Raw genomic sequence first — 19,586 nt, 5'->3', positions numbered from 1 at the left:
GTGTGGGGGAGCGGATCGGGGAGATCTTCGGGCGGGTAGGGGTTCGGGGGAACCTGCATGTGGTCGAGGTGGATGACGGGGGTGCGGGGCGGGAGGTGGGGGTTCGGGCGGACGAGCAGGTCGTGATCGCCTCCGTTTTCAAGATCCTGCTGGTGCTGGAGTTCGCCCGGCAGGTCGCCGCCGGCCAGCTCGACCCGACCGAGCGGGTGCTGGTGCGGGCCGATGACCGGCTCGGCGGGTGGGGGATCGCCGGCTGCGCCGACGACGCCGAGGTCTCCCTGCGCGACCTGGCCTACTTCGCCATGTCGGTCAGCGACAACACCGCCGCCGACCTGCTGCTGCGCCGGGTCGGCCCGGACGTGGTGCCGATGCTCGCCGCCGAGCTGGGGTTGTCGCGTACCCGGATCGTGGGTGGCCCCCGGCAGTTGGTGGAGACGATGCTGGCCGACGTCGGCGCGCGCACCGAGGCGGACTTCGCCCGGATCTTCCCGACGCTGCCCCCGGAGCGGGTCCGGGCCATGCGGGTCTTCGACCCGGCGCACACCACGTCCAGCACGGTTCGGGAGCTGACCCGGCTGCTCGGCCTGATCTGGCGGGACGAGACCGGACCGCCCGCCGCGTGCGCCATGGTCCGGGAGTTGATGGGCCGGCAGCTCTTCTGGACCCGGCTCGCCTCCGGCTTCCCGCCCGGCGTGCGGATCGCCGCGAAGAGCGGCACGCTGCCGGGCCTGCACCTGGAGGCCGGCGTCGCCGAGTACCCCGACGGCGGCCGGTACGCGATCGCGGTGTCCACCCGCACCGAGCGGCTCGACACCCGCCGGATCGACGTGGACCTGGCGATGGGCGAGGCCGCCCGGGTGGCCGTCGAGGCGCTGCGCGCCGGCTGAGTTCGCCACCGGTGCGGCCGCCGGCACCCGCCGTGACCTGCTCCGATATGCGACCGGATATCGGCGGTGCGGCTGGTCGATCTTGGACGTGGGGCGGGTCCGGGTGGTGGGGTGGGCGTACCGATCACCGAACCCCACGGGGAGGACGCACCATGCCCGAGAACCGTACGTCCGGCATCGACCGTCGCCGGCTGCTCCGGGACGCCGCGGTCGGCACCGCCGCCGTCTCCGCCGGCGGGCTCGCCGCCGCCGCGCTGACCACGCCGGCCCAGGCGGCCCGCCGGCCACCGCGCCGGTCGCCGCCAGCACCGGCCGACGCCGTGGCGCGGTCAGTTTCCGCTGGTGGGGTACGTCCGGCTGGCGGATCGACATCGGCGACCGGACGGTCCTGGTCGACCCCTACCTGAGCCGCCTCGACACCGGCCTGTTCCGGGGCGCCTTCGACCCGGCCACCCCGCTCGAGGTGGACACCGCCGTCGTCGACCGGCACGTGGACCGGGCCGAGAACGTGCTGGTCACGCACACCCACTGGGACCACTACAACGACGTGCCGCACATCGCCGGCCGGACCGGCGCCCGGGTCTTCGGCACCCTCACGGCCTACCACCTGGGCCTGGCGTACGGGGTGCCGGCCGGCAGCTCAGCCCGGTGAAGGGCGGCGAGGTGCTCGACTTCGGCGACTACACCGTCGAGGTGGTCAGCTCGCTGCACAGCCGCAACGGGGCGTACTCGCTGGCCTTCCCGGGAGTGCGGGTGTCCCCGCCGCCGAAGCCCGCCACCATCGCGGACCTGCCCGAGGGCGACACCCTGGCGTACCAGATCCGGGTCGCCGACGGCCCGGCGGTGTTCTTCATGGGGGCGAGTGACCTCAACGAGCGCCACCTCGCCGGGCTGGCGCCGGACGTCGCGATGGTGGCCTCGGCGGCGACCAGCTCGACGGCCGACTACGTGCCGCGGCTGATGGCGGCACTGGACTACCCGAAGGTCGTGGTGCCGGTGCACTGGGACAACTTCGAGACCCCGCTGACCAACCCGCCGACCGTCGCGCCGAGCGACCGCAAGCGCCTCGACGACCTGATCGCCGCCGTGCGGAAGGCGTCCCCGCGCAGCCGGGTGGTGGTGCCGGAGTACCACACCGCCTACCACTTCTAGGCGTACGCCGGAGGGGCCGGGATCGCCCGACCCCGGCCCCTCCGCGCGGTGCTCACTTGGCGAGCGGCTGGCCCTGCTTGTCCTTGAACGACCCGACCAGGATCAGGATGAAGTCGATCAGCGTCCAGATGCCCAGACCACCGAAGGTGATGAGCTGCAGGATGCCGGTGCCGACCTTGCCGGCGTAGAAGCGGTGCACGCCGAGCACGCCGAAGAAGAAGCAGAGCAGAAGCGCGACCACCCAGGACTTCTGGGCGGTGGCGGAAACGGGAGCGGTCACGGTGGTCCTTTCACAAATGACGTTGGCGGCCCCGCAGCGTAGCGGGACCGTGGACCACCGGACAAGATCGATAAGGTGAAGTTCAGCCGGACGGTGGAGTCGCCGCTCAGCTCGTCGCCAGGTCGCGCAGCGCGCACACCGACTTCCAGTTGCGGGTCGTCGCCACCACGCCGAGCTGCTTTTCCAGGTACGCGTTGGTGAACTTCGTCCGGCCGTACCCGCCGTCGGGGAAGTGCAGGTGGATCTCCCGGCCGGCCACCGCGTACTCGACGTTCTCCCCGGCCGGCACGGTCAGCTCGGCCACGCGGCTTTTCGTGGGGGGCGCCGACAGGAAGGCCACCAGCAGCCGGGTCGGGTCGTCCTGCCGGTCGGCGTACGGGCTGGCCTCGGTGACCGCCGTCAGTTCGGCGCCGCTGCGGACCAGCACCGGCACGGTCAGCCCCAGCTCGTCGCTGATCGCCCGCTCGATGCCCCGGGCCAGCTTGGCGGGGTCTGTCGCGGTGCTGGTGAAGACCGCGTTGCCGCTCTGCAGGTAGGTCTTGACGTCCTCGTGGCCGAGGTCGGCGACGAGACGGCGCAGGTCGGCCATCGCGATCCGGGTGGTGCCGACGTTGACCCCGCGCAGTAGGGCCACGTACCGGCCCACGCCGGCCTTCCGTTCTGCCATCCCGCCTCCTCGCGTCGATGTGCGTCCTCGTCCAGCCTAGGCAGTCCGTGCGTTGGCCGGCAGCGCCCGCCGGTGGTTGACCCGGCGATCGGCAGGGCGTAGAAGTTAATCAATAGGGAAGCCCGTCTCACTTTTCCGGTCCAGACCCGCGGCTCCATCACGTGACTCCACCCTGCCCCTCCCGTCACGAGCGGAAAGGAGACCTCGGTGACCCGACCCCCGGGCGAGGCTTCCACCCCCATCGAGCGCTTCGGCTACCGGCAGGAGCTGAGCCGTTCCCTGAGCTTCACGGACCTGCTGGTCTACGGTCTGATCTTCATGGTGCCGATCGCCCCATTCGGCATCTTCGGCAGTGTCTACGCCGGCTCCGGCGGCATGGTGGCGCTGGCGTACCTCATCGGCATGGTCGCGATGATGTTCACCGCCCTGTCGTACGCGCAGATGGTCAAGGCCTTCCCGATGGCCGGCTCGGTCTACAGCTACGCCGGCCGCGGCATCGCCCCACCGGTCGGCTTCCTCGCCGGCTGGGTGATCCTGCTCGACTACATCCTGGTGCCCGGTCTGCTCTACCTGGTGGCCAGCGTAGCGATGCACTCGCTCGTGCCGGCCGTGCCGGTGTGGGCCTGGCTGGCCGCCTTCGTCGTGCTCAACACCGCGGTCAACTACCTCGGCATCCGGATGACCGCCCGGGTCAACCGGGTCATGCTGGCGGCCGAACTGGTGATCCTGGCGATCTTCCTGGTGGTCGGCGTGGTCGCGCTCGCCGAGGGCAAGGGCGACGGATTCAGTGTGCGCCCGCTCTTCGACTCCGGGACGTTCTCCTGGCCGCTGGTGTTCGGCGCGGTGTCGATCGCCGTGCTCTCCTTCCTCGGCTTCGACGGCATCTCCATGCTGGCCGAGGAGAGCCGGGAGGAGGCCCGCCAGATCGGCCGGGCGATGGTGGCGGCGTTGCTGCTCGCCGGCACCCTGTTCATCGTGCAGACCTGGGTCGCCGCGCTGCTCGTACCGGACTCGGCGAGCCTGCTGGCCGACGGCGACCCGGAGGGCACCGCGCTCTACGACGCCGCCCGGGTCGCGGCGGGGGCTGGCTGGCCGGGCTCACCGCCCTGGCCACCGCGATCGCCTGGGGCTTCGCCAACTCGCTGGTGGCGCAGGCCGCCACCTCCCGCCTGCTGTACGCGATGGCCCGGGACGGGCAGATGCCCCGGCTGCTGGCCCGGGTCAACGCCCGACACCGAGTGCCAGCCAACGCCACCCTGCTGGTCGCCGGCATCTCCCTCGCGCTCGGGCTCTGGATGGCGAGCCGGGACGACGGCATCTCCCTGCTCTCCACACTGGTCAACTTCGGCGCGATGACGGCCTTCCTGGCGCTGCACGTGTCCGTGGTGGTGCACTACGTGATCCGTAACAGCAGCCGGGACTGGCTGCGGCACCTGGTCGTGCCGGTGGTCGGCTTCGTCATCCTGCTCTTCGTCGTGATCAACGCCAAGGTCGCCGCTCAGGTGCTCGGCTTCGTCTGGCTGGGCATCGGGGTGCTGGTCCTGCTGACCTTCTACGCGACCGGCCGGCGCCCCGAACTGCCCGCCCTGACCGACGCCGAGCACGAACCCACGGACGAGCCGGCCAAGGAGCGAGCATGAACGAGGTCGTGAAGTACCGGCCCGAGCCAGACGAGCTGTCGTACACCTTCGGCGGGCGGGAGCCGGTGCGCCGGGTACGGCCGGGCACGATCCTGGAGCTGCACACCGAGGACTGCTTCGGCGGGCGGGTACGCGGGGTGGACGACCTGCCGTCGCGGGTGTGCGAGTTCCCGTACCTCAACCCCGTGACGGGCCCGATCCACGTCGAGGGCGCCGAACCGGGGGACACCCTCGCCGTCCACTTCGTCGCCATCGAACCGGCCCGGGACTGGGCGATCTCCACCACCTTCCCGCATTTCGGGGCGCTCACCGGCACCCACGCCACCGCCACCCTGCATCCCCCGCTCGACGAGGTCGTCTGGCGGTACGACGTCGACGTGGCCGCCGGCACGGTCACCTACCGCGCCCGGCGCGGCGACTTCACCGTCGAACTGCCGCTGGACCCGATGCACGGCACCGTCGGCGTGGCGCCCGGCGCCTTCGAGGCGCGCATGACGATCACCCCGGACACCCACGGCGGGAACATGGACACCCCCGAGCTGCGGGCCGGGGTCACCGCCTACTTCGGCGTCAACGTGCCGGGAGCCCTGTTCGCCCTCGGGGACGGCCACTGCCGGCAGGGCCACGGCGAGGTCTGCGGCACCGCGGTGGAGGCGGCCATGAACACCACCGTCGTGGTCGACGTGATCAAGGGCGTCGGGACGCCGTGGCCGCGCCTGGAGTCCGACGACGCGCTGATGTGCACCGGCTCGGCCCGGCCGCTGGAGGACGCGTACCGGATCAGCCAGCACGACCTGGTCACCTGGACCGCCGAGCTGGTCGGCCTGGACCAGCTCGACGCGTACCAGCTGATCAGCCAGGCCGGCGAGGCGCCGGTCGGCAACGTCTGCGACCCCAACTACACGATGGTCGCCAAGGTGGCCAAGCGCTACCTCGGCGGCGCGAGCACCTACGACGGGACGCACACCCGGCTGCGGCAGATCGCCCGCGACTACCTGACCCACCGCTGAGCCGACGGGGACGCCGCCGTTGGCGGGCGTCCCCTATGGCGGCCAGCAGCCGGGGGCGTGGCGGTCAGCGCCGGCGGATGGCGGTGGAGTCGAGCCGGAAGCCGATGGTGCGGTCGACAATCCGCTCGACCAGCTCCATCTTCCGCAGTCCGGTTACCCCGCGCAGCCCCGTCCGCGCGGCCAGCGCCCGCAGGTCACGGGTCGTCCACGACGACAGGTACGCCGTACCGTCGTCGCGCCGCGACATGGCGGCGAGCGCCGCGTAGGCGTGCTCGGGGTCCACGGCGGACGCCGCCACCGGCCGCGTGGCCAGCGGGGCGGCCGCACCGGTCGGTGCCGCGACGGTGGTCGTCCCGGCGGCGGTCGCCAGGGCCGGGGAGGCGGAGGGACCAGATGGCGTGGCGTCCCCCGCCCGGACCAACGCCAGCCGGGCCCGCCCGGCGGCCAGCTCGGTCAGGTCCGCCGCCGAGAGGCCGGTCAGGAACTCGGCGACCCGGGCCAGGGCGGTGCGCGTCGGGTCGGTCATGCCGTGGCTCCGGCGGGCTGGAGGTGGGCGAGGAACTCGGTGGTGATCTGCCGCAGCTCCTCGCGGACCGGTGGGGCGGTGACCCGTTCCCGCAGCACCACCGGCACGCCGCGCGGGGTGTTCGTGGCGAAGAGCGTGACGTTCTCCCGCAGCGCGGTCGGGAAGACCGGCACGCCGAGCGCCCGGACCTGGTCCATGTAGCCCTGATGGGCGGCGATCGGCCGCTGCGCCATGAGCTGGATCATCGTGAACACCACGCCGGCGATCCCCGGCGCGACCTTGTGGTGCCGGCGGATGGTGGCGAACCGGCGGGAGTCCGCGTTGTACCGGTCGACCAGCTCCCGGACGTTGCCGTGCAGGTAGTCGATGCCGAGCGTGGAGAGGTAGTCGGCCCGCGCCGGGATCAGCAGGTGGTCGCTGGCGATGATCGCCGACTGAGTGACCACGTTGAAGTTCGGCGGGCAGTCGATCAGCACCAGGTCGTACGGATCCAGCGCCTCGTCGTGCAGCCCCTCGGCCAGCGAGCCCCGCACCCGGAACAGCTCGGCGTCGTACTCGTCGCCGTCGGCCACGCCCCAGGCCAGCGCCAGGTCGATGTCGACGAGCTGGAGGTGGGACGCGATCAGGTCGAGCCGGCCGGCGCCCTTGAGGTGCGCGTTCGCCGGGCCGGGGGAGACCACCAGCTCACCGAGGGTGATCTTGGGGGTGTCCCCGCGCAGCCCGTCGTACCAGCGCTTGACCGTGCGGTCGTCGCGCAGCCGGTCCCGCCAGTCGTCCGGCTCGTAGAAGCTGAACGTCAGGCTGGCCTGCGGATCGAGGTCGATCAGCAGCACCTTCATCCCCCGGTTGGCCAGCTCGGCCCCGAGGTTGGCGGTCATGGTGGTCTTGCCCACCCCGCCCTTGTAATTGATCACCGATACGACGTACACCGGCACCTCCCCAGACGGGGAACGGTAGCGGCAGCCGGATCCGACCCAAGAAGCCCCCCGTACGTCCTGCCGCGGTCCGGGCGGCCCCGTACGCATTGTCGTGTCCCTCGTCAGTGGACAGCTGCTCGGAGGATGCGACGTCGGCTTCCCGGGTGACCCGGGATCAGGTTCCGGTACGACGGGAATTTCCGGCCAGCCAGTTATCGACGTCGTGACGTCTTCGTTACAGAAAGTCTCTTCGCATTCGTCGTCGCTGATGGTCTGCTAAGGAACGTATTCCCTGGTCAGCCCCGGTAGGACTGCAACGCACGGGGCTGGAAAGGTGTTACATCGATGGCCGTGGACGAGCTGTCGCGGCCACACTCCCAGGAGGCATCCGCGTGCGAATGAGACGACCGAGCCGGATCGCGGCCCTGACGGCGGGCATGACAGCGCTCGCCTTCACGGTCTCGGCCCCGGCCCAGGCCAACGACCACGAGAACCTTCCCGGCGAACCGACCATCACGCTGCCGATCAACGACAGCGCCGCGGGCGGAACGTACAACCAGGACTTCACCCGGGTGTACGCCAACACCACGCCCGACGGCACCCCGGTCTACATCTACGTCCCGAAGGGCACCCCGCTCGACGGCACCGCGCCGGCCGGCGTGGCCAGCCTCGACCCGCAGTTCGACCACAACCCGGCCGACGGGTTCACGCCGTGCGCCACCGCCACCGCGGCGCAGTTCACCCTCACGCAGGCGGAGATCAACTACGTCGGCGACAAGCTCGCCGACCAGATCGTCGCCGTGGACGAGGAGCACTACGGCCCGATGGACGCGGCCGACCCGGCCGAGCCGGCCAGCGACTCGCTGGTGATGGTCCTCTACAACATCCAGGACGACGCGTACTACGACTGCGCGCAGACGTCGTACACGGCCGGCTACTTCGCCCCCGACTTCATCGACAGCGTCGGCATGAACGTGATCGTGGTCGACGCCCTGGACTGGGCGAACCGGGTCGGGCCGAACGACTCGCCGTGGCGCGACGCCAACCCGGCCAACGACCGTCCGGAACTGTACGAGGGCACCGTCGCCCACGAGCTGCAGCACCTGCTGCACAACTACAGCGATCCGGGCGAGCTCTCCTGGGTCGACGAGGGGCTGGCCGACTTCGCCATCTTCCTCAACGGCCTGGACGCCGGCGGCTCGCACCTGAGCAACCAGCAGGTCTTCTACGAGGAGACCTCGCTGACCCGCTGGGGCGGCACACTGGCCAACTACGGCGCCTCGTTCACCTACTTCCAGTACCTGTGGGAGCAGGCCGGCGGCAACGGCGACGGCACCTACACCCCGGACAAGCAGTACGACGACAAGGCCGGTGACCTGCTCATCAAGACCATCTTCGAGGAGCAGGCCGACGGCATGACCGGCGTGCAGAACGCCATCGACGACTTCAACGCCGCGACCGGCTCGCACCTGCGCAGCGCGGCGGACCTGTTCCGCGACTGGTCGGTGGCGGTCTACCTGGACGACGAGAACTCGCCGACCTACGACATCAAGGCCTTCAACTTCGGTGACCCGGCCGACACGGCGTGGACCATCGACATCGCCGACGACGTGTTCTGGAGCGGTCGCGGCAGCTACCAGGGGGCCACGCCGGAGGCCAAGTGGGCCCGGCTGAAGAACCGCCCGGACACCACCGCCGTGCCGTTCGGCATGTCGGTCGAGCGGTTCCGCAACCCCGGCCCGACCGTCGCGGTCGCCTTCGACGGCGACGACCAGACGGTCATCGCCCCGCACACCGGCACCACCCACTGGTACGCCGGCTACGAGAGCCAGTCCGACAACATCCTCAACGTCGACACCGCCGGCCCGGTCAGCTCGCTGGACTTCTGGAGCTGGAACTTCATTGAGGAGGGCTGGGACTACGGCTTCGCCGAGGCCCTGGTCGGCGGCGACTGGGTCACCGTCCCGCTGCGGAACGACGCCGGACAGGTCGTCACCACCAACGACAACCCGCACGGCAACAACACCGAGGGCAACGGCCTGACCGGCACCTCCGGCGGCGAGTACTTCGTGGACGACCCGGTCTACGTGCACCTCACCGCCAACCTGCCGGCCGGCGCGACCGACGTGCGGTTCCGGTACTCCACCGACGCCGCCTACCTGGACACCGGCTGGTTCGTCGACGACGTCCGGGTCAACGGCGCCGACGCGACCCTCTCCTCGCCGGCCGGCGACTGGTTCTCCACCACCGGCACCCAGGACAACAACTGGACCGTCCAGGTGGTCAGCCACTGCGACCTCACGCCGGGCACCACCTCGGCGGGGGAGATCACCGACGGCGCGGGCAACTGGGTCTACCGGTTCACCGGGGACCAGTTCACCCGTAGCGGTCTCCAGACGAAGTGCGCCGGCGGCAACCAGGACGACTTCGCCGTCCTGATCTCCAACCTGCCGACCGGCGACCTCACCTTCCTGGACGCGGACTACACCTTCCGGGTGACCAACACCGGCAACAAGAAGTAGGACGCACCACCATCGGTGGGCCCGTGCCGCGCGACGGCACGGGCCCACCGCCGCGTCGGGGTCGGGCGCCCGGGGCTACCGCGCCGCCGCGCTCGCCGTGAGCTTCGGGCAGCCGCGACGGCCGAGCTCAGGGCTTCTGGTAGGCGGGCAGGCCGAGGCTGGCGCGTACCTGGGTCGCCTGCTCGCCGCCGTCGTGCGCGGCGGCCGCGCGGATCTCCCGCATCAGCGCCGCGGCGCTCGTCGCCTCGCCGGCCAGCTTCCAGTGCGGCAGCGCCAGGTCGTTCTCCTTGAGCAGCGCAGCGACCGGGGCCTGCGCCTTCGCCGGCCAGACCGTCGTCCGCAACTGGTCCGCGTGGGCGGCGTTGGTGGTGGCGACCGTACGGGCCAGGGTGCGGACCGTACGCCACGGCCGGCCCGCCTTCAGCGCCTCCTGCAGCTCCTCCAGGGCCGTGTTGTACGGCGCCACGATCGCCAGGTAGCGGCCCTTGGCCTCGTTCGCGGTCAGCGGGGCCGGGGCCGTCGGCGCGGAGGTCTGCCAGGCCGGCAGCTCGGTCGTCCGTTCGGTGCCGCCGCCGCAGCCGGCGAGCAGCAGGACCAGGGCCAGGGCGGCGGGCCAGCGATGCACGGAACTTCCCATCTGGGCCGGGGGCGAGACACCGGAAGTCTAGGGGTGACCCGGCAACCCTGCCGGCCGCCGAGCTATTCGGCGACGGGGAGCGCGACCTCGTTACGGCGCAGGAACGACGGCTTCCACGGCGGGTCGAAGCGGGCGTACCGGACCGCGCCGCCGGCTGGAACCCGGCGGCGGCGACGGCCCGGCCCAGCGCGGTGGCCCGCTCCTCGAACGCCCGGGTGGTCCACCGGCCGGAGAACCGCGTCGCGGCGACGAGCTGCCCGGGGATCTCCCGGGTGGTGATCCGGGGATCCTCCGGCTCGGGCAGCGTCGCCGCGGTGAAGGGCGCGGGCATGGCGAACCGCACCAGCCAGCAGCCGGGCCGGTCGCCCTCCTCCTGGACCATCGGGGCGGTCACCTCGATCTTCTCCGTCCTGGCCGGCTCCTGCACCACCGGCGCGGTCATGCCGATCGGCCGCCGGGACCGGTTGGCCCCGCCGATGTACCGGGCCAGCAGTCGGAACGCCTCGCTGCCGGCCGTGGCGAAGTCGCCCTCGACGCGCACCTCGGCCACCAGGTGCGGCGGGTAGCGGCGCAGCTCGAAGCCCGGATGGCGGGCCACCACCCGGTACGGCTGCCGCTCGGTCATCGCATGCTCCCGGCCTCGCTGTCCTGTCGGAAACGCTACCGGGCTCCCGTCGCGGGGCAGGCCGGGATTGAACTCCTGCCGCTCGGGGCCCGTACCACTGGGCGAGGATGTGGTGCGGCGGGTCAGCCGCACCGCTGCCGAGTTGCGGGAGGCCTGCCGTGCGAGTTGGTGAGCAGTCGACGGATCCCATCGATCAGATCCTGGGTGAGGTGCCGGTGCCGGCATCGCTGACCCCCGAGGATGTCCGGCTCGCGGTCCGGGCGGTGGTGGTGCACGCCGCCGAAGAGTGGCCCGCCGGACCGAAGTGCCGCAACGACGGCGCTGCGTACCCCTGCCGGCTGCACCGCTGGGGCCGGCGGGTGCTGGCGGCCCACGGCCTCAACGAGCGACAGATCGACGCGCTGGTGCGGCACGGCAACCCGTTCGTGCACGTGCCCTTCCCGTTCGTGCTGACCCGGCCGACGTCAGCGCGTCCGTCGGCCCCGGTCACCCAGTCCCCGCGCGGCCAGGCCGGCCGGGTCGTCGCACCTGGGGTGCGGCCCGCCATCCGGCCCGGCGGTACCGGTCGGCCGGTGGCGCCCCCCGCCACCAGGCCGCGCTGGCCCCGGGCGAGCTGATCGGGGGCACGCCCGACAGCCCGCGCCCGGGGTGGCACGACGGCGGCCCGGCCGCAGGGTCCCCCACCCCTGTGCCGAGCCGCCGTCCACGTCCGCCGGCTCGTGGCTGCCGGCGGCGATCAGATTCCGCAGTTCGGCGCGGACCAGCTGGTCGTGTTCGAGCTGCGGTCGCGGTTGTTCTCCCGGCGGGAGTCCACGTGGACGTGGTTCCCGTGGCCGGGGTAGCCGGGACCGTAGATGCCGCTGAAGCCACGGCTGCGGGCCGTGCGGGCCAGCTGGCACAGCGAGGAACTGCGCGAGGTCAGGTCGGCGGCGTTGCCGTAGAGGTGTTGGCTGTCCGCCGCCGCCCCGCTGACCTGGTTGTTGCAGGCGATGCTGCGAAAACCGCTGCTCACGTAGATCGGTTTGTCGCCGAGGCTGCGCCGCAGCGCCTCCAGTTTCCACATGGTGCGTATCGCGTTTTCCCTGGTCGCGGTCGGTGAAAGCGGGCCAGCGCTCCACCCACCCTTGCCGCAGCCGTTGTCCAGCTCGGTGTAGCTGAAGTGCTTCGGCGTGCAGTCGTTGTCCTGCAGGTCGTAGATCTTGGCGAAGGTCTGTGGGCCGGCGATGCCGTCGACGCGCAGCCCGTACGCGGACTGGAAGCGCCGGACCGCGGCGGCGGTCTCCGGCCCGTAGCTGCCGTCGACGCGGACGATGTCCCGGTACGCGGCCCAGCCGGCCACCCGGATCTGCAGCTGGCGGACGTCGGCGCCGGAACGCCCCTGGGACAGGGTCCGTTGCCAGGTGTAGCAGCCGTCGGCGTGGGCCGCCGGCGCGGCGACCAGCGTGGCGATCGCGGCCCCGGGCAACGCCAGGGCGAACGCGATGACCGCCCGCTTCAAGGTGTTCACGCGCACAGAAGTCCTCCCGTAACAGGTCGAATAGGTGGTGATCAGGACATGGACCGGAACGTCCCGTCCCTTCCACCCTGACAGCCTTCCGGGCGGTCAGCGGCCGTTAACCAGAATTGTCCTCACAATCGCTTGTTCCTGGGCAGCCGCTGTGAATAGTGCAAATTGCGAAACACCCATGCGGATCCGGCCGGTCGAAGCGGGTCGCGAAAACGCCCATGAGTGACAGAAGCGGCGGTTCGGGGACACCGAGGGTGATGCCGGCTCGTGACCCGGGGCCGGTAAGGTCTGCGCCGGGCTCCGCGAACGGGGAGGTGGGCGTGGCGCGCGGTGGCGTCTTCTGCATCGAGGGCCAGTGGCACCGGGACCTCAACGAGCGCGGGTCCGTCCTGCCCACGCTGGAACTGCTCGAACGGCTCGGCCGGATCCGGTTCATCCACAAGGACGCGGCCACCCGCGACGAACTCTTCTACTTCCTCGACCGCTGGCTGCTCAAGCAGTACGCCGACTACCGGGTCGGCTTCTTCGCGATGCACGGCGAACCGAGCCGGCTCTGCCTCACCGACTGGGACTCCGTGGAACTGGCCGACGTTGCGGAACGGATGGCGGCCGGTGCGAGGGGCGTCGGCTCTACTTCGGCAGCTGCTCGGTGCTGCGCGCCTCCGACGCCACGCTGCGCGATTTCCTGGACATCACCGGAGCGGCCCTGATCTGCGGTTTTACCCGCGAAGTCGACTGGGTGGAATCGGCCGCCTTCGAGACCGTGCTGCTCGACGTGCTCGCCAACGGTCAGCGGCACAACGCCGCCGAGCTGCGGATGGGCTCGGCGCACTGGGCGCCGCTCGCGTCGTACCTCGGGTTCCGGGTGATCTACGCCAACGGCCGGGCCTGGCGGGCGTCGGCCCGCCCCCGGGTGCCGGCCCAGCCCTCCCCGCACGGCGTCGCCGGCCGCTCCCGCTGACGCCGCGTCACCCGCCCGGGGGCGCACCCCGGCCCGCCGGGCGGCCTGGTAGAACCGACGCATGGCACGCAGCATCGCGAGCAACACCCGGGTCGACCGGGACGCCCTCATCGAGTTCCTCCGCCCCCGGCACAAGGTCGTGCTGATGACCACCCGCGCCGACGGCCGGCCGCAGTCCTCCCCGGTCTCCTGTGGGGTGGACGCCGCGGGCCGACTGGTGATCTCCACCTACCCGGAGCGGGCGAAGGTGACCAACATCCGGCGTGACCCCCGGGTCTCCGCCTGCGTGCTCTCCGACGACTGGAACGGGCCCTGGGTGCAGGTCGACGGCACCGCCGAGGTGCTCGACCTGCCCGAGGCCCTCGAACCGCTGGTGGAGTACTTCCGCAGCATCTCCGGGGAGCACCCGGACTGGGACGAGTACCGGGCGGCGATGGTCAAGCAGGGCAAGTCGCTGATCCGGGTCACCATCGACAGCTGGGGACCGATCGCCACCGGCGGCTTCCCCGCCCGGCTGGCCGACTGAACGTCAGTACGCGGCGGTGAACCGGGCGTTCGCGAACTGCGGGTTCTCGATCTCGTCCACGATCGCCACCGCCAGGTCCTCGTAGGTCAGCACCGAGCGGCCCTGCGCGTCGGTCACCGGCTCGTCGGTGCCGGTGCGGTAGTGGCCGGTGCGCTCGCCCGGGTGGAACTCCAGCGGCGGCGGGGAGACGTACGTCCAGGTCACCCCGTCGGCGGCGCGGTAGACGGCCAGCGCGTCGGCCTGGCCCTTCGCCGAGTCCCGGTACTCGGCCGGGAAGTCCGGCTCGTCGAAAAACGGGGTGCCCTTCGGGGTCAGCAGCGTCGCCCCGCCCCCGACGTGGATCACCCGGGGCGGGTGGGGCAGCTCCCGCAGCGTGCCCACCAGGGTGTCCGCCGCGTCCCGCCACAGGTCCCGCTCGCCGCCGCCGATCGCCACCACGAACACGTCGGCGTCCTCGGCCAGCTCTCGTACGCTCCGCGGGGACGTCGCGTCGCCGGTGACCGTCCGTACCCCCGCCGGCAGGTAGCTGGTCGCCTCCGGGCGGCGCACCGCGGCGGTGACCCGGTGCCCCCGCGCGACGGCTTCCGCCGTGATCCGCGACCCCGCGGTGCCACCCGCGCCGAACACGACGATGTTGCTCATGACCGCCTCCCGCCCGGACCTGCCTCGTCTCACAGGCTATGGAGCGGGCCACCCGGCCGGTGCCGTAACGGCGATCCTGGCCGGCGCGCCCGGACGGGGTCAGTCGATCAGCGCGGAGTAGACCAGCTGGCGCAGCTGCGAGCGCAGCGGGTACGTGCTCGACGGCATGAGCTGGGTGAAGAGCAGCGCCGTGACCTCCTCCACCGGGTCCACCCAGAACGCCGTGCTGGCCAGTCCGCCCCAGTAGAACTCGCCGACGCTGCTCGGCACCCGGGCCGGCACCGGGTCCAGCACCACGGCGAAGCCGAGGCCGAAGCCGATGCCGTCGAGCACCGTCTCGGCGAAGCCCTCCGGGTGGAACGAGGCCAGGTCGCGGCCGTCGGGCAGGTGGTTGCGGGTCATGAAGCGCAGCGTCCGCGGCGCCAGCAGGCGTACCCCGTCCAGCTCGCCGCCGCGCAGCAGGAACTGGGTGAAGCGGTGGTAGTCGGCGGCCGTGGAGACCAGCCCGCCGCCCCCGGAGAACCAGCTCGGTCCGGCCAGCGCCGCCCGGCCGACACCGTCGGCGCGGACCGCCTGCCCGGTCGCCGGGTGCGGGGCGTAGAGGGCGGCCAGCCGCTTGGCGTCCGGCTCGTCGACCCACCAGCGGGTGTCGGTCATGCCCAGCGGCCGGAGGATCCGCTCGGTGAAGAACTCGTCCAGCCGCTGCCCGGAGACCACCTCGACCAGCCGGCCCAGTACGTCGGTGGAGACGCCGTAGTTCCAGCTCGACCCGGGCTGGAAGAGCAGCGGCAGCTGGGCCAGGCCCGCCGACGCCGCCGCCAGGTCCGCGCCGGCCGGCACGCCCAGGTCGAAACCCGCCGCCCGGTACAGGCCGTCGACCACCGAAGTCTGGGCGAAGCCGTACGTCAGGCCCGAGGTGTGGGTGAGCAGGTGCCAAACCCGGATCGGCTCGACCGCCGGCACCGTGTACGGCTTGAGCACCGAGCCCTTGTCGTACACCCGGACGTCGGCGAACTCGGGCAGCCAGCGGCTGATCGGGTCGTTCAGCTCGAACCGGCCCTCCTCCCAGAGCATCATCGCCGCGACGGAGGTGATCGGCTTGGTCATCGAGTAGATGCGCCAGAGGGTGTCCGACTCCACCGGGGCGCCGGCCTCCCGGTCGCGCAGGCCGTAGGTCGACGAGTGGGCGATCTCGCCCCGGCGGGCGACGACGATCTGCCAGCCGGCGAGCCGGCCGTCGTCGACGTACCTGCCGAAGTGCTCGTCGATCCGCGCCAGCCGGGCGGGGTCGAAGCCGATACGGTCCGGGTCGATGCTCACTGCCACGCTCACGCCGCCGAACCTACTCGCCGGTACGCCGGTCGGGAAGTGTCGGCCCGCGCCACTAATCTGGCCCGATGGCTGAGCCCACCGAGGATGTCACCTACCGTCACGAGGACTGGTACGCCCAAGAGCTGGTCGACCGGCACTTCGTCCGCTGCTCGTTCTTCCACGTCGACCTCACCGAGGCGATCAGCCAGCGGGCGATCTTCACCGAGTGCGTCTTCGGCAACGTGGCGTTCAACGCCTCCCGGCACACCGACTCCGCCTTCACCCGCTGCACCTTCAAGCGGTGCAACCTCTTCGAGGCCGAGTTCACCGGCTGCAAGCTGGTCGGCAGCAGCTTCGACCAGTGCGACCTGCGTCCGCTGCGGATCAGCGGCGGCGACTGGTCGTTCGTGGCGCTGCCGGGCGCGGACCTGCGCGGCGTGAGCATCACCGACGTACGGATGCGCGAGGTCGACCTGACCGGGGCGAACCTGACCGACGCGACGGTCACCGGCGCCGACCTGTCCGGCGCCCAACTGCACAGCTCCCGGCTCTCCGGCGCCGACCTGCGGGGCAGCGACCTGACCGCGCTGGACCCGACGGTGGTGGAGCGGGCCGGCGCGATCGTCGACGCCGAGCAGGCGATCGTGCTGGCGCAGGCGCTCGGCTTCCAGATCCGCTGACGCCCATTACCGCTTGGTAACAAAGTGGAAACGCGCGACCGTCCCCGTATGGCGCATTCGCCCGGTCGATGAAAACGTGAAGCGGCCACGCCCGCCCGTCCGCCGGCCGGTGCGTGGGTGGGGAGCGGAGGTTCGGTGGCGGAGGAAGACCGCACTCGGGTCGGCGGCCGGGCGTCGTCCCCGTACGGGCAGACCCGGTCCGCGCTGCGCCGGATCGCGCGGGCCCGGCGACGCCGCCGCTGGATGGTGGAGGCGCTGGCCGCGTTCGCCTGCGTCGAGCCGCAGCCGGGCGATCTGAGCGGCGGCGCGGACGCCGCCCGCACCGGCTCAGCCGAGCCGGTCCACGACGTCCGGGGTGAGCGCGTCGACCGATGCCAGCAGCACGTCCGCGAGCGCCTCCGCGTCCGGATCCAGCGGGTACGACCCGTGCGGGATCGCCACCACCCGCATGCCGGCGGCGGCCGCGGAGCGCACCCCGTTCGAGGAGTCCTCGACCGCCACGCAGCGGGTCGGATCGACGCCGAGCCGCGCGGCCACGGCGAGCCAGACGTCCGGCGCCGGCTTGCCCCGCGCGGTCTCCTCGGTCGACATCGTCGCGCCGAAGGCGTCGGCCAGGCCGGTGGCGGCCAGCGCCGCCGCGATCAGCCGGGTGGGGGAGGAACTGGCCAGTCCCAGCGGCCACCGCGCGGCCATCCGGCGCACCACCTCGTCGGCGTCGTCGATCAGCGGTACGCGCTCCGCGTACCGCCGGGTCATCTCCGCGACCACCTCGGCGGCGACCTGCTCCGGACTCCGGTCGACGCCCAGCTCGCCGCTGAGGTAGGCGGCCCACTCGTCGGTGCTCATCCCCATCAGCCGGCGCTGGGTGTCGGACTGCCAGGTCCCGCCGTGCGCGGCCACGTACGCCCGCCGGACCTCCTCCCAGACCGGCTCGGAGTCCACGATCACGCCGTCCAGGTCGAAGAGCACCGCGTCCACCATGAGCCCATCCTGCCCTGCCCTCCCGCGGCGGCCGGCTCAGGTCAGGAAGGGCGCCCACTCCCGGATCCGGACGACCTCGACGCCGGGCGTGGTGTAGTACGGGTCGGCGGCCAGCAGCTCGTCCAGCGCGGGCCGGTCCGGCACGTCGAAGACCAGCACCGCGCCCGAGTCGTCGGCCAGCGGCCCGGAGATCCGTACCTTGCCCTCGGCGTGCAGGGCGGTGATCCGCTCCCGGTGGGCCGGTCGGGCGGCGAGCCGGTCCGGGACGTCGGTGAAGGCGAGTTCCACGATCCACATGCCGGGCACGCTACGCCTCCGGCATGGCGTTCCGCCGCCGCCCTGGTGAACGGGCCGGGTGGTCAGCCCGGCTGGGTCGCGGGCAGGCCGATCGGGCTCTGCCGGGGAATGATGGTGCGGCAGCGGCGGGCGATCGGTTCGAGCAGTTCGCGCAGCCGCTCCGTACGCTCGGCGCCGAGCGCCCGCCACGGGCCGGCCGCGGCCCGGTCGGTGGCCTCCTCGACCGCGCGGAACGCGTCGCTGCCGTACGTGGTGGGCTCGTGCCCGGCGGTCAGCCAGCCGCGGGCCACCAGCCGCTCCTCGGCCGCCAGCCACTCCTCGTCGGTCCACCCCCGGGCCGGCTGGTGGAACTCCCGGGACTGGTCGACCCGGCAGCGCCAGGCCAGCACCTCGACCGGGTCCAACCCGGTGGTGACCAGGGCGGCGACGTGCCCGTCGCCCCGGTGCTCGCGCAACGTGGTGGCGGCCTGCCAGAGCCGGGCCAGCGGGTACTCGCCGGCCGGCAGGGCGGCGTTGACGCCGCCCAGCACCCGGCCGGCGGTCTCCACCTGGCCGGCGGCCGCCTCCAGCAACTCGGCGGCCTCGACGAGGTGGGTCTCCGGCAGCTCGTAGGTGAACTCGGCGAGCGCCTGGACGGCACCGGTGAGCCGGGCCCGCAACGCCTCCTCCGGGGTGGCCAGCCGCCACACCGAGGGCAGCGCCCGGGCCACCATCCGGGGCGCGAAGCTGAAGAACGCGGCGATCACCGGCGGGGCGGGCGTCGGGCCGAGCGGGGCGGCCCGGCCGGCGAAGTATCCCCGCCAGTAGCCGCGCAGCCCGACCGCCTCGTACGCGGCCCGGGCCCGCGGGTGGAAGTAGGTCACCGCGTGGACCGGCTCGAAGTGCGTCCACATCACCCGGGCCAGCTTGGGGTCGTCCAGCGCCGCCACGTGCACCTCCGCCTCGGTGACAGGTCACCGTGGGCGGGTGGTGCCGCCCACGGTGACCATGAACCTACTGCCGGTAGGTGACCGGACGGAAGACCGGTGTGACCTACTGCGCGGCGAGCACGTCCACGACGAAGCGCAGCGGACCGGCCGGCCGGCCGCCCGCACTGTCGTTGCCGTACGCCAGGTCGGCCGGGATGTCCAGCTGCACCCGGCTGCCCACGGTGACCCCGACCAGGCCCTGGTCCCAGCCCTTGATGACCTGGCCGACACCGATCGGGAAGCTGGCCGGCTGCCCGTTGTTCCAGGAGGCGTCGAACTCCTTGCCGTCCTTGTAGAACACCCCCACGTAGTTGGTGGTGATGGTCTGGCCGGCCTTGACCGCCGGGCCCTTGCCCTTGATCAGCGGGGTGACGGTGAGCTTGGTCAGCTCGCCCTTGCCCGGGCCGACCTTCGGCTTGGTGGCGAGCGCCGGATCCGCGCCCTCCGGGAGCTGCTGCTGGGGTGCGGCGGGCGCGGTGGCCTCGGGAGCCGGGGCGGTGGCGCCGGCCGAGGGGGTGCCGGCGGCGTCCTTCTTGTCGTCGTCCCCGCCGTTCACGACGACGAAGACGCCGATCAGCACCGCGACGACGGCGACACCGGCGAGCGCGCCGAGCAGCGACTGCCGGCGGCGCTTCGCCTCGGCCGCCTTCTTCGCCGCCAGCTGGGCGGCCAGCCGCCGCTCCGCCTTGGTGCCCGGGCCCTGGCCCGCCGACCGGTTCTGCACACGCTCGCTCACGTCGAACTCCCCTGCTGGGTGGGTGGGTGCGGCCCGGCGGCCGCTGCCGAGACCAGCGCACACGGTACCCGTCGGGACGCCCTCGGTGCCCCCTCGCCCGGGCCGAATCGGGCA

Annotated in this window: 21 protein-coding genes and 3 pseudogenes; 11 read left to right on the top strand and 13 right to left on the bottom strand. The window is 72.3% G+C overall.

What is annotated here, in order from left to right:
- Positions 1-2 precede the first annotated feature (2 nt).
- From JNW87_RS06640 to JNW87_RS06625, 4 genes are all read left to right on the top strand, one after another.
- Positions 3-887 carry a serine hydrolase gene (locus tag JNW87_RS06640; protein ID WP_238453300.1) on the top strand — a complete coding sequence of 295 codons (885 nt, stop codon included), beginning with the start codon at positions 3-5 and terminating at the stop codon, positions 885-887.
- A 152-nt stretch (positions 888-1,039) separates the two neighbouring features.
- Complete coding sequence (locus JNW87_RS06635; RefSeq protein WP_238453302.1) at positions 1,040-1,294, top strand: hypothetical protein; 255 nt, start codon at positions 1,040-1,042, stop codon at positions 1,292-1,294.
- A complete protein-coding gene (locus tag JNW87_RS06630) occupies positions 1,252-1,539 on the top strand; it encodes an MBL fold metallo-hydrolase (RefSeq protein ID WP_238453301.1) in 288 nt (95 codons plus the stop codon). Before JNW87_RS06635 ends, JNW87_RS06630 begins: the two co-directional genes overlap by 43 nt.
- Positions 1,536-2,039: a hypothetical protein gene (locus JNW87_RS06625; protein WP_238453299.1), complete on the top strand. Its 504-nt coding sequence runs from the start codon at positions 1,536-1,538 to the stop codon at positions 2,037-2,039. Before JNW87_RS06630 ends, JNW87_RS06625 begins: the two co-directional genes overlap by 4 nt.
- 52 nt (positions 2,040-2,091) lie before the next feature.
- Here the strand turns inward: JNW87_RS06625 and JNW87_RS06620 are convergent, their stop codons facing one another.
- Positions 2,092-2,319 carry a TM2 domain-containing protein gene (locus JNW87_RS06620; RefSeq protein WP_109801640.1) on the bottom strand — a complete coding sequence of 76 codons (228 nt, stop codon included), beginning with the start codon at positions 2,317-2,319 and terminating at the stop codon, positions 2,092-2,094.
- Positions 2,320-2,425: 106 nt separating this feature from the next.
- Positions 2,426-2,986 (bottom strand): DUF1697 domain-containing protein, encoded by a 561-nt coding sequence (locus tag JNW87_RS06615; protein WP_236647739.1) that lies wholly within the window; start codon positions 2,984-2,986, stop codon positions 2,426-2,428.
- Between the two features lie 240 nt (positions 2,987-3,226).
- Between JNW87_RS06615 and JNW87_RS06610 the strand changes: the two are divergent.
- Both JNW87_RS06610 and JNW87_RS06605 read left to right on the top strand, forming a co-directional pair.
- Positions 3,227-4,626: pseudogene (locus tag JNW87_RS06610) on the top strand (APC family permease).
- On the top strand, positions 4,623-5,636 hold the full coding sequence (locus JNW87_RS06605) for an acetamidase/formamidase family protein (RefSeq protein ID WP_109801639.1): 1,014 nt from the start codon (positions 4,623-4,625) through the stop codon (positions 5,634-5,636). The pseudogene JNW87_RS06610 and the gene JNW87_RS06605 overlap by 4 nt, the downstream one beginning before the upstream one ends.
- Positions 5,637-5,700: 64 nt before the next feature.
- Here the strand turns inward: JNW87_RS06605 and JNW87_RS06600 are convergent, their stop codons facing one another.
- Positions 5,701-6,162 carry a Rho termination factor N-terminal domain-containing protein gene (locus tag JNW87_RS06600; RefSeq protein WP_109801638.1) on the bottom strand — a complete coding sequence of 154 codons (462 nt, stop codon included), beginning with the start codon at positions 6,160-6,162 and terminating at the stop codon, positions 5,701-5,703.
- Complete coding sequence (locus tag JNW87_RS06595) at positions 6,159-7,091, bottom strand: ParA family protein (protein ID WP_238453298.1); 933 nt, start codon at positions 7,089-7,091, stop codon at positions 6,159-6,161. Before JNW87_RS06595 ends, JNW87_RS06600 begins: the two co-directional genes overlap by 4 nt.
- Before the next feature lie 425 nt (positions 7,092-7,516).
- Between JNW87_RS06595 and JNW87_RS06590 the strand changes: the two genes are divergently transcribed.
- Positions 7,517-9,601 carry a hypothetical protein gene (locus JNW87_RS06590; protein WP_109801636.1) on the top strand — a complete coding sequence of 695 codons (2,085 nt, stop codon included), beginning with the start codon at positions 7,517-7,519 and terminating at the stop codon, positions 9,599-9,601.
- 127 nt (positions 9,602-9,728) lie between these two features.
- On the opposite strand, the gene JNW87_RS06585 is transcribed toward JNW87_RS06590, so the two are convergent.
- Together JNW87_RS06585 and JNW87_RS41340 are read right to left on the bottom strand one after the other, a co-directional pair.
- A complete protein-coding gene (locus JNW87_RS06585) occupies positions 9,729-10,226 on the bottom strand; it encodes a hypothetical protein (RefSeq protein ID WP_238453297.1) in 498 nt (165 codons plus the stop codon).
- Positions 10,227-10,455: 229 nt separating this feature from the next.
- A pseudogene (locus tag JNW87_RS41340) lies at positions 10,456-10,863 on the bottom strand (heme-binding protein); the annotation flags it as partial.
- A 158-nt stretch (positions 10,864-11,021) separates the two neighbouring features.
- Between JNW87_RS41340 and JNW87_RS06575 the strand changes: the two are divergent.
- Entirely contained in the window at positions 11,022-11,480 is a 459-nt protein-coding gene (locus tag JNW87_RS06575) for a hypothetical protein (RefSeq protein ID WP_238453295.1), read from the top strand.
- Between the two features lie 119 nt (positions 11,481-11,599).
- On the opposite strand, the gene JNW87_RS06570 is transcribed toward JNW87_RS06575, so the two are convergent.
- Positions 11,600-12,376 (bottom strand): D-Ala-D-Ala carboxypeptidase family metallohydrolase, encoded by a 777-nt coding sequence (locus tag JNW87_RS06570; protein ID WP_109801632.1) that lies wholly within the window; start codon positions 12,374-12,376, stop codon positions 11,600-11,602.
- A gap of 314 nt (positions 12,377-12,690) precedes the next feature.
- On the opposite strand from JNW87_RS06570, the pseudogene JNW87_RS06565 reads away from it, so the two are divergent.
- Both JNW87_RS06565 and JNW87_RS06560 read left to right on the top strand, forming a co-directional pair.
- Positions 12,691-13,331 (top strand): annotated as a pseudogene (locus JNW87_RS06565) (DUF6642 family protein).
- Positions 13,332-13,392: 61 nt separating this feature from the next.
- Positions 13,393-13,857: a PPOX class F420-dependent oxidoreductase gene (locus JNW87_RS06560; RefSeq protein WP_109801631.1), complete on the top strand. Its 465-nt coding sequence runs from the start codon at positions 13,393-13,395 to the stop codon at positions 13,855-13,857.
- Between the two features lie 3 nt (positions 13,858-13,860).
- Here JNW87_RS06560 and JNW87_RS06555 read toward each other — a convergent pair whose 3' ends face one another.
- On the bottom strand, positions 13,861-14,499 hold the full coding sequence (locus tag JNW87_RS06555; protein ID WP_109801630.1) for an NAD(P)-dependent oxidoreductase: 639 nt from the start codon (positions 14,497-14,499) through the stop codon (positions 13,861-13,863).
- Between the two features lie 99 nt (positions 14,500-14,598).
- Positions 14,599-15,831 carry a serine hydrolase gene (locus JNW87_RS06550; protein ID WP_109801629.1) on the bottom strand — a complete coding sequence of 411 codons (1,233 nt, stop codon included), beginning with the start codon at positions 15,829-15,831 and terminating at the stop codon, positions 14,599-14,601.
- A gap of 65 nt (positions 15,832-15,896) precedes the next feature.
- Between JNW87_RS06550 and JNW87_RS06545 the strand changes: the two genes are divergently transcribed.
- Entirely contained in the window at positions 15,897-16,490 is a 594-nt protein-coding gene (locus tag JNW87_RS06545) for a pentapeptide repeat-containing protein (RefSeq protein WP_109801628.1), read from the top strand.
- 327 nt (positions 16,491-16,817) lie between these two features.
- On the opposite strand, the gene JNW87_RS06540 is transcribed toward JNW87_RS06545, so the two are convergent.
- From JNW87_RS06540 to JNW87_RS06525, 4 genes are all read right to left on the bottom strand, one after another.
- Positions 16,818-17,471 carry an HAD family phosphatase gene (locus JNW87_RS06540; protein WP_109802393.1) on the bottom strand — a complete coding sequence of 218 codons (654 nt, stop codon included), beginning with the start codon at positions 17,469-17,471 and terminating at the stop codon, positions 16,818-16,820.
- Between the two features lie 36 nt (positions 17,472-17,507).
- On the bottom strand, positions 17,508-17,768 hold the full coding sequence (locus tag JNW87_RS06535) for a YciI family protein (RefSeq protein ID WP_109802392.1): 261 nt from the start codon (positions 17,766-17,768) through the stop codon (positions 17,508-17,510).
- 62 nt (positions 17,769-17,830) lie between these two features.
- Entirely contained in the window at positions 17,831-18,661 is an 831-nt protein-coding gene (locus JNW87_RS06530) for a hypothetical protein (RefSeq protein WP_109802404.1), read from the bottom strand.
- A 139-nt stretch (positions 18,662-18,800) separates the two neighbouring features.
- Positions 18,801-19,472: an FKBP-type peptidyl-prolyl cis-trans isomerase gene (locus tag JNW87_RS06525; RefSeq protein WP_201749696.1), complete on the bottom strand. Its 672-nt coding sequence runs from the start codon at positions 19,470-19,472 to the stop codon at positions 18,801-18,803.
- Positions 19,473-19,586 lie beyond the last annotated feature (114 nt).

The organism is Micromonospora sp. ATA51, from assembly GCF_016802855.1.
GTDB lineage: Bacteria > Actinomycetota > Actinomycetes > Mycobacteriales > Micromonosporaceae > Micromonospora > Micromonospora sicca.
The sequence above is the reverse complement of the archived record's forward strand: the minus strand, read 5'-3'. Positions and strand labels throughout refer to the sequence as shown.

What these genes read in the sequence shown, in the direction of transcription:
- JNW87_RS06540 (WP_109802393.1), bottom strand. Translation starts at nt 17,471, where the DNA reads ATGGTGGACGCGGTGCTCTTCGACCTGGACGGCGTGATCGTGGACTCC.
- JNW87_RS06615 (WP_236647739.1), bottom strand. Translation starts at nt 2,986, where the DNA reads ATGGCAGAACGGAAGGCCGGCGTGGGCCGGTACGTGGCCCTACTGCGC.
- JNW87_RS06530 (WP_109802404.1), bottom strand. Translation starts at nt 18,661, where the DNA reads ATGTGGACGCACTTCGAGCCGGTCCACGCGGTGACCTACTTCCACCCG.
- JNW87_RS06535 (WP_109802392.1), bottom strand. Translation starts at nt 17,768, where the DNA reads ATGTGGATCGTGGAACTCGCCTTCACCGACGTCCCGGACCGGCTCGCC.
- JNW87_RS06545 (WP_109801628.1), top strand. Translation starts at nt 15,897, where the DNA reads ATGGCTGAGCCCACCGAGGATGTCACCTACCGTCACGAGGACTGGTAC.
- JNW87_RS06555 (WP_109801630.1), bottom strand. Translation starts at nt 14,499, where the DNA reads ATGAGCAACATCGTCGTGTTCGGCGCGGGTGGCACCGCGGGGTCGCGG.
- JNW87_RS06560 (WP_109801631.1), top strand. Translation starts at nt 13,393, where the DNA reads ATGGCACGCAGCATCGCGAGCAACACCCGGGTCGACCGGGACGCCCTC.
- JNW87_RS06590 (WP_109801636.1), top strand. Translation starts at nt 7,517, where the DNA reads ATGACAGCGCTCGCCTTCACGGTCTCGGCCCCGGCCCAGGCCAACGAC.
- JNW87_RS06600 (WP_109801638.1), bottom strand. Translation starts at nt 6,162, where the DNA reads ATGACCGACCCGACGCGCACCGCCCTGGCCCGGGTCGCCGAGTTCCTG.
- JNW87_RS06635 (WP_238453302.1), top strand. Translation starts at nt 1,040, where the DNA reads ATGCCCGAGAACCGTACGTCCGGCATCGACCGTCGCCGGCTGCTCCGG.
- JNW87_RS06605 (WP_109801639.1), top strand. Translation starts at nt 4,623, where the DNA reads ATGAACGAGGTCGTGAAGTACCGGCCCGAGCCAGACGAGCTGTCGTAC.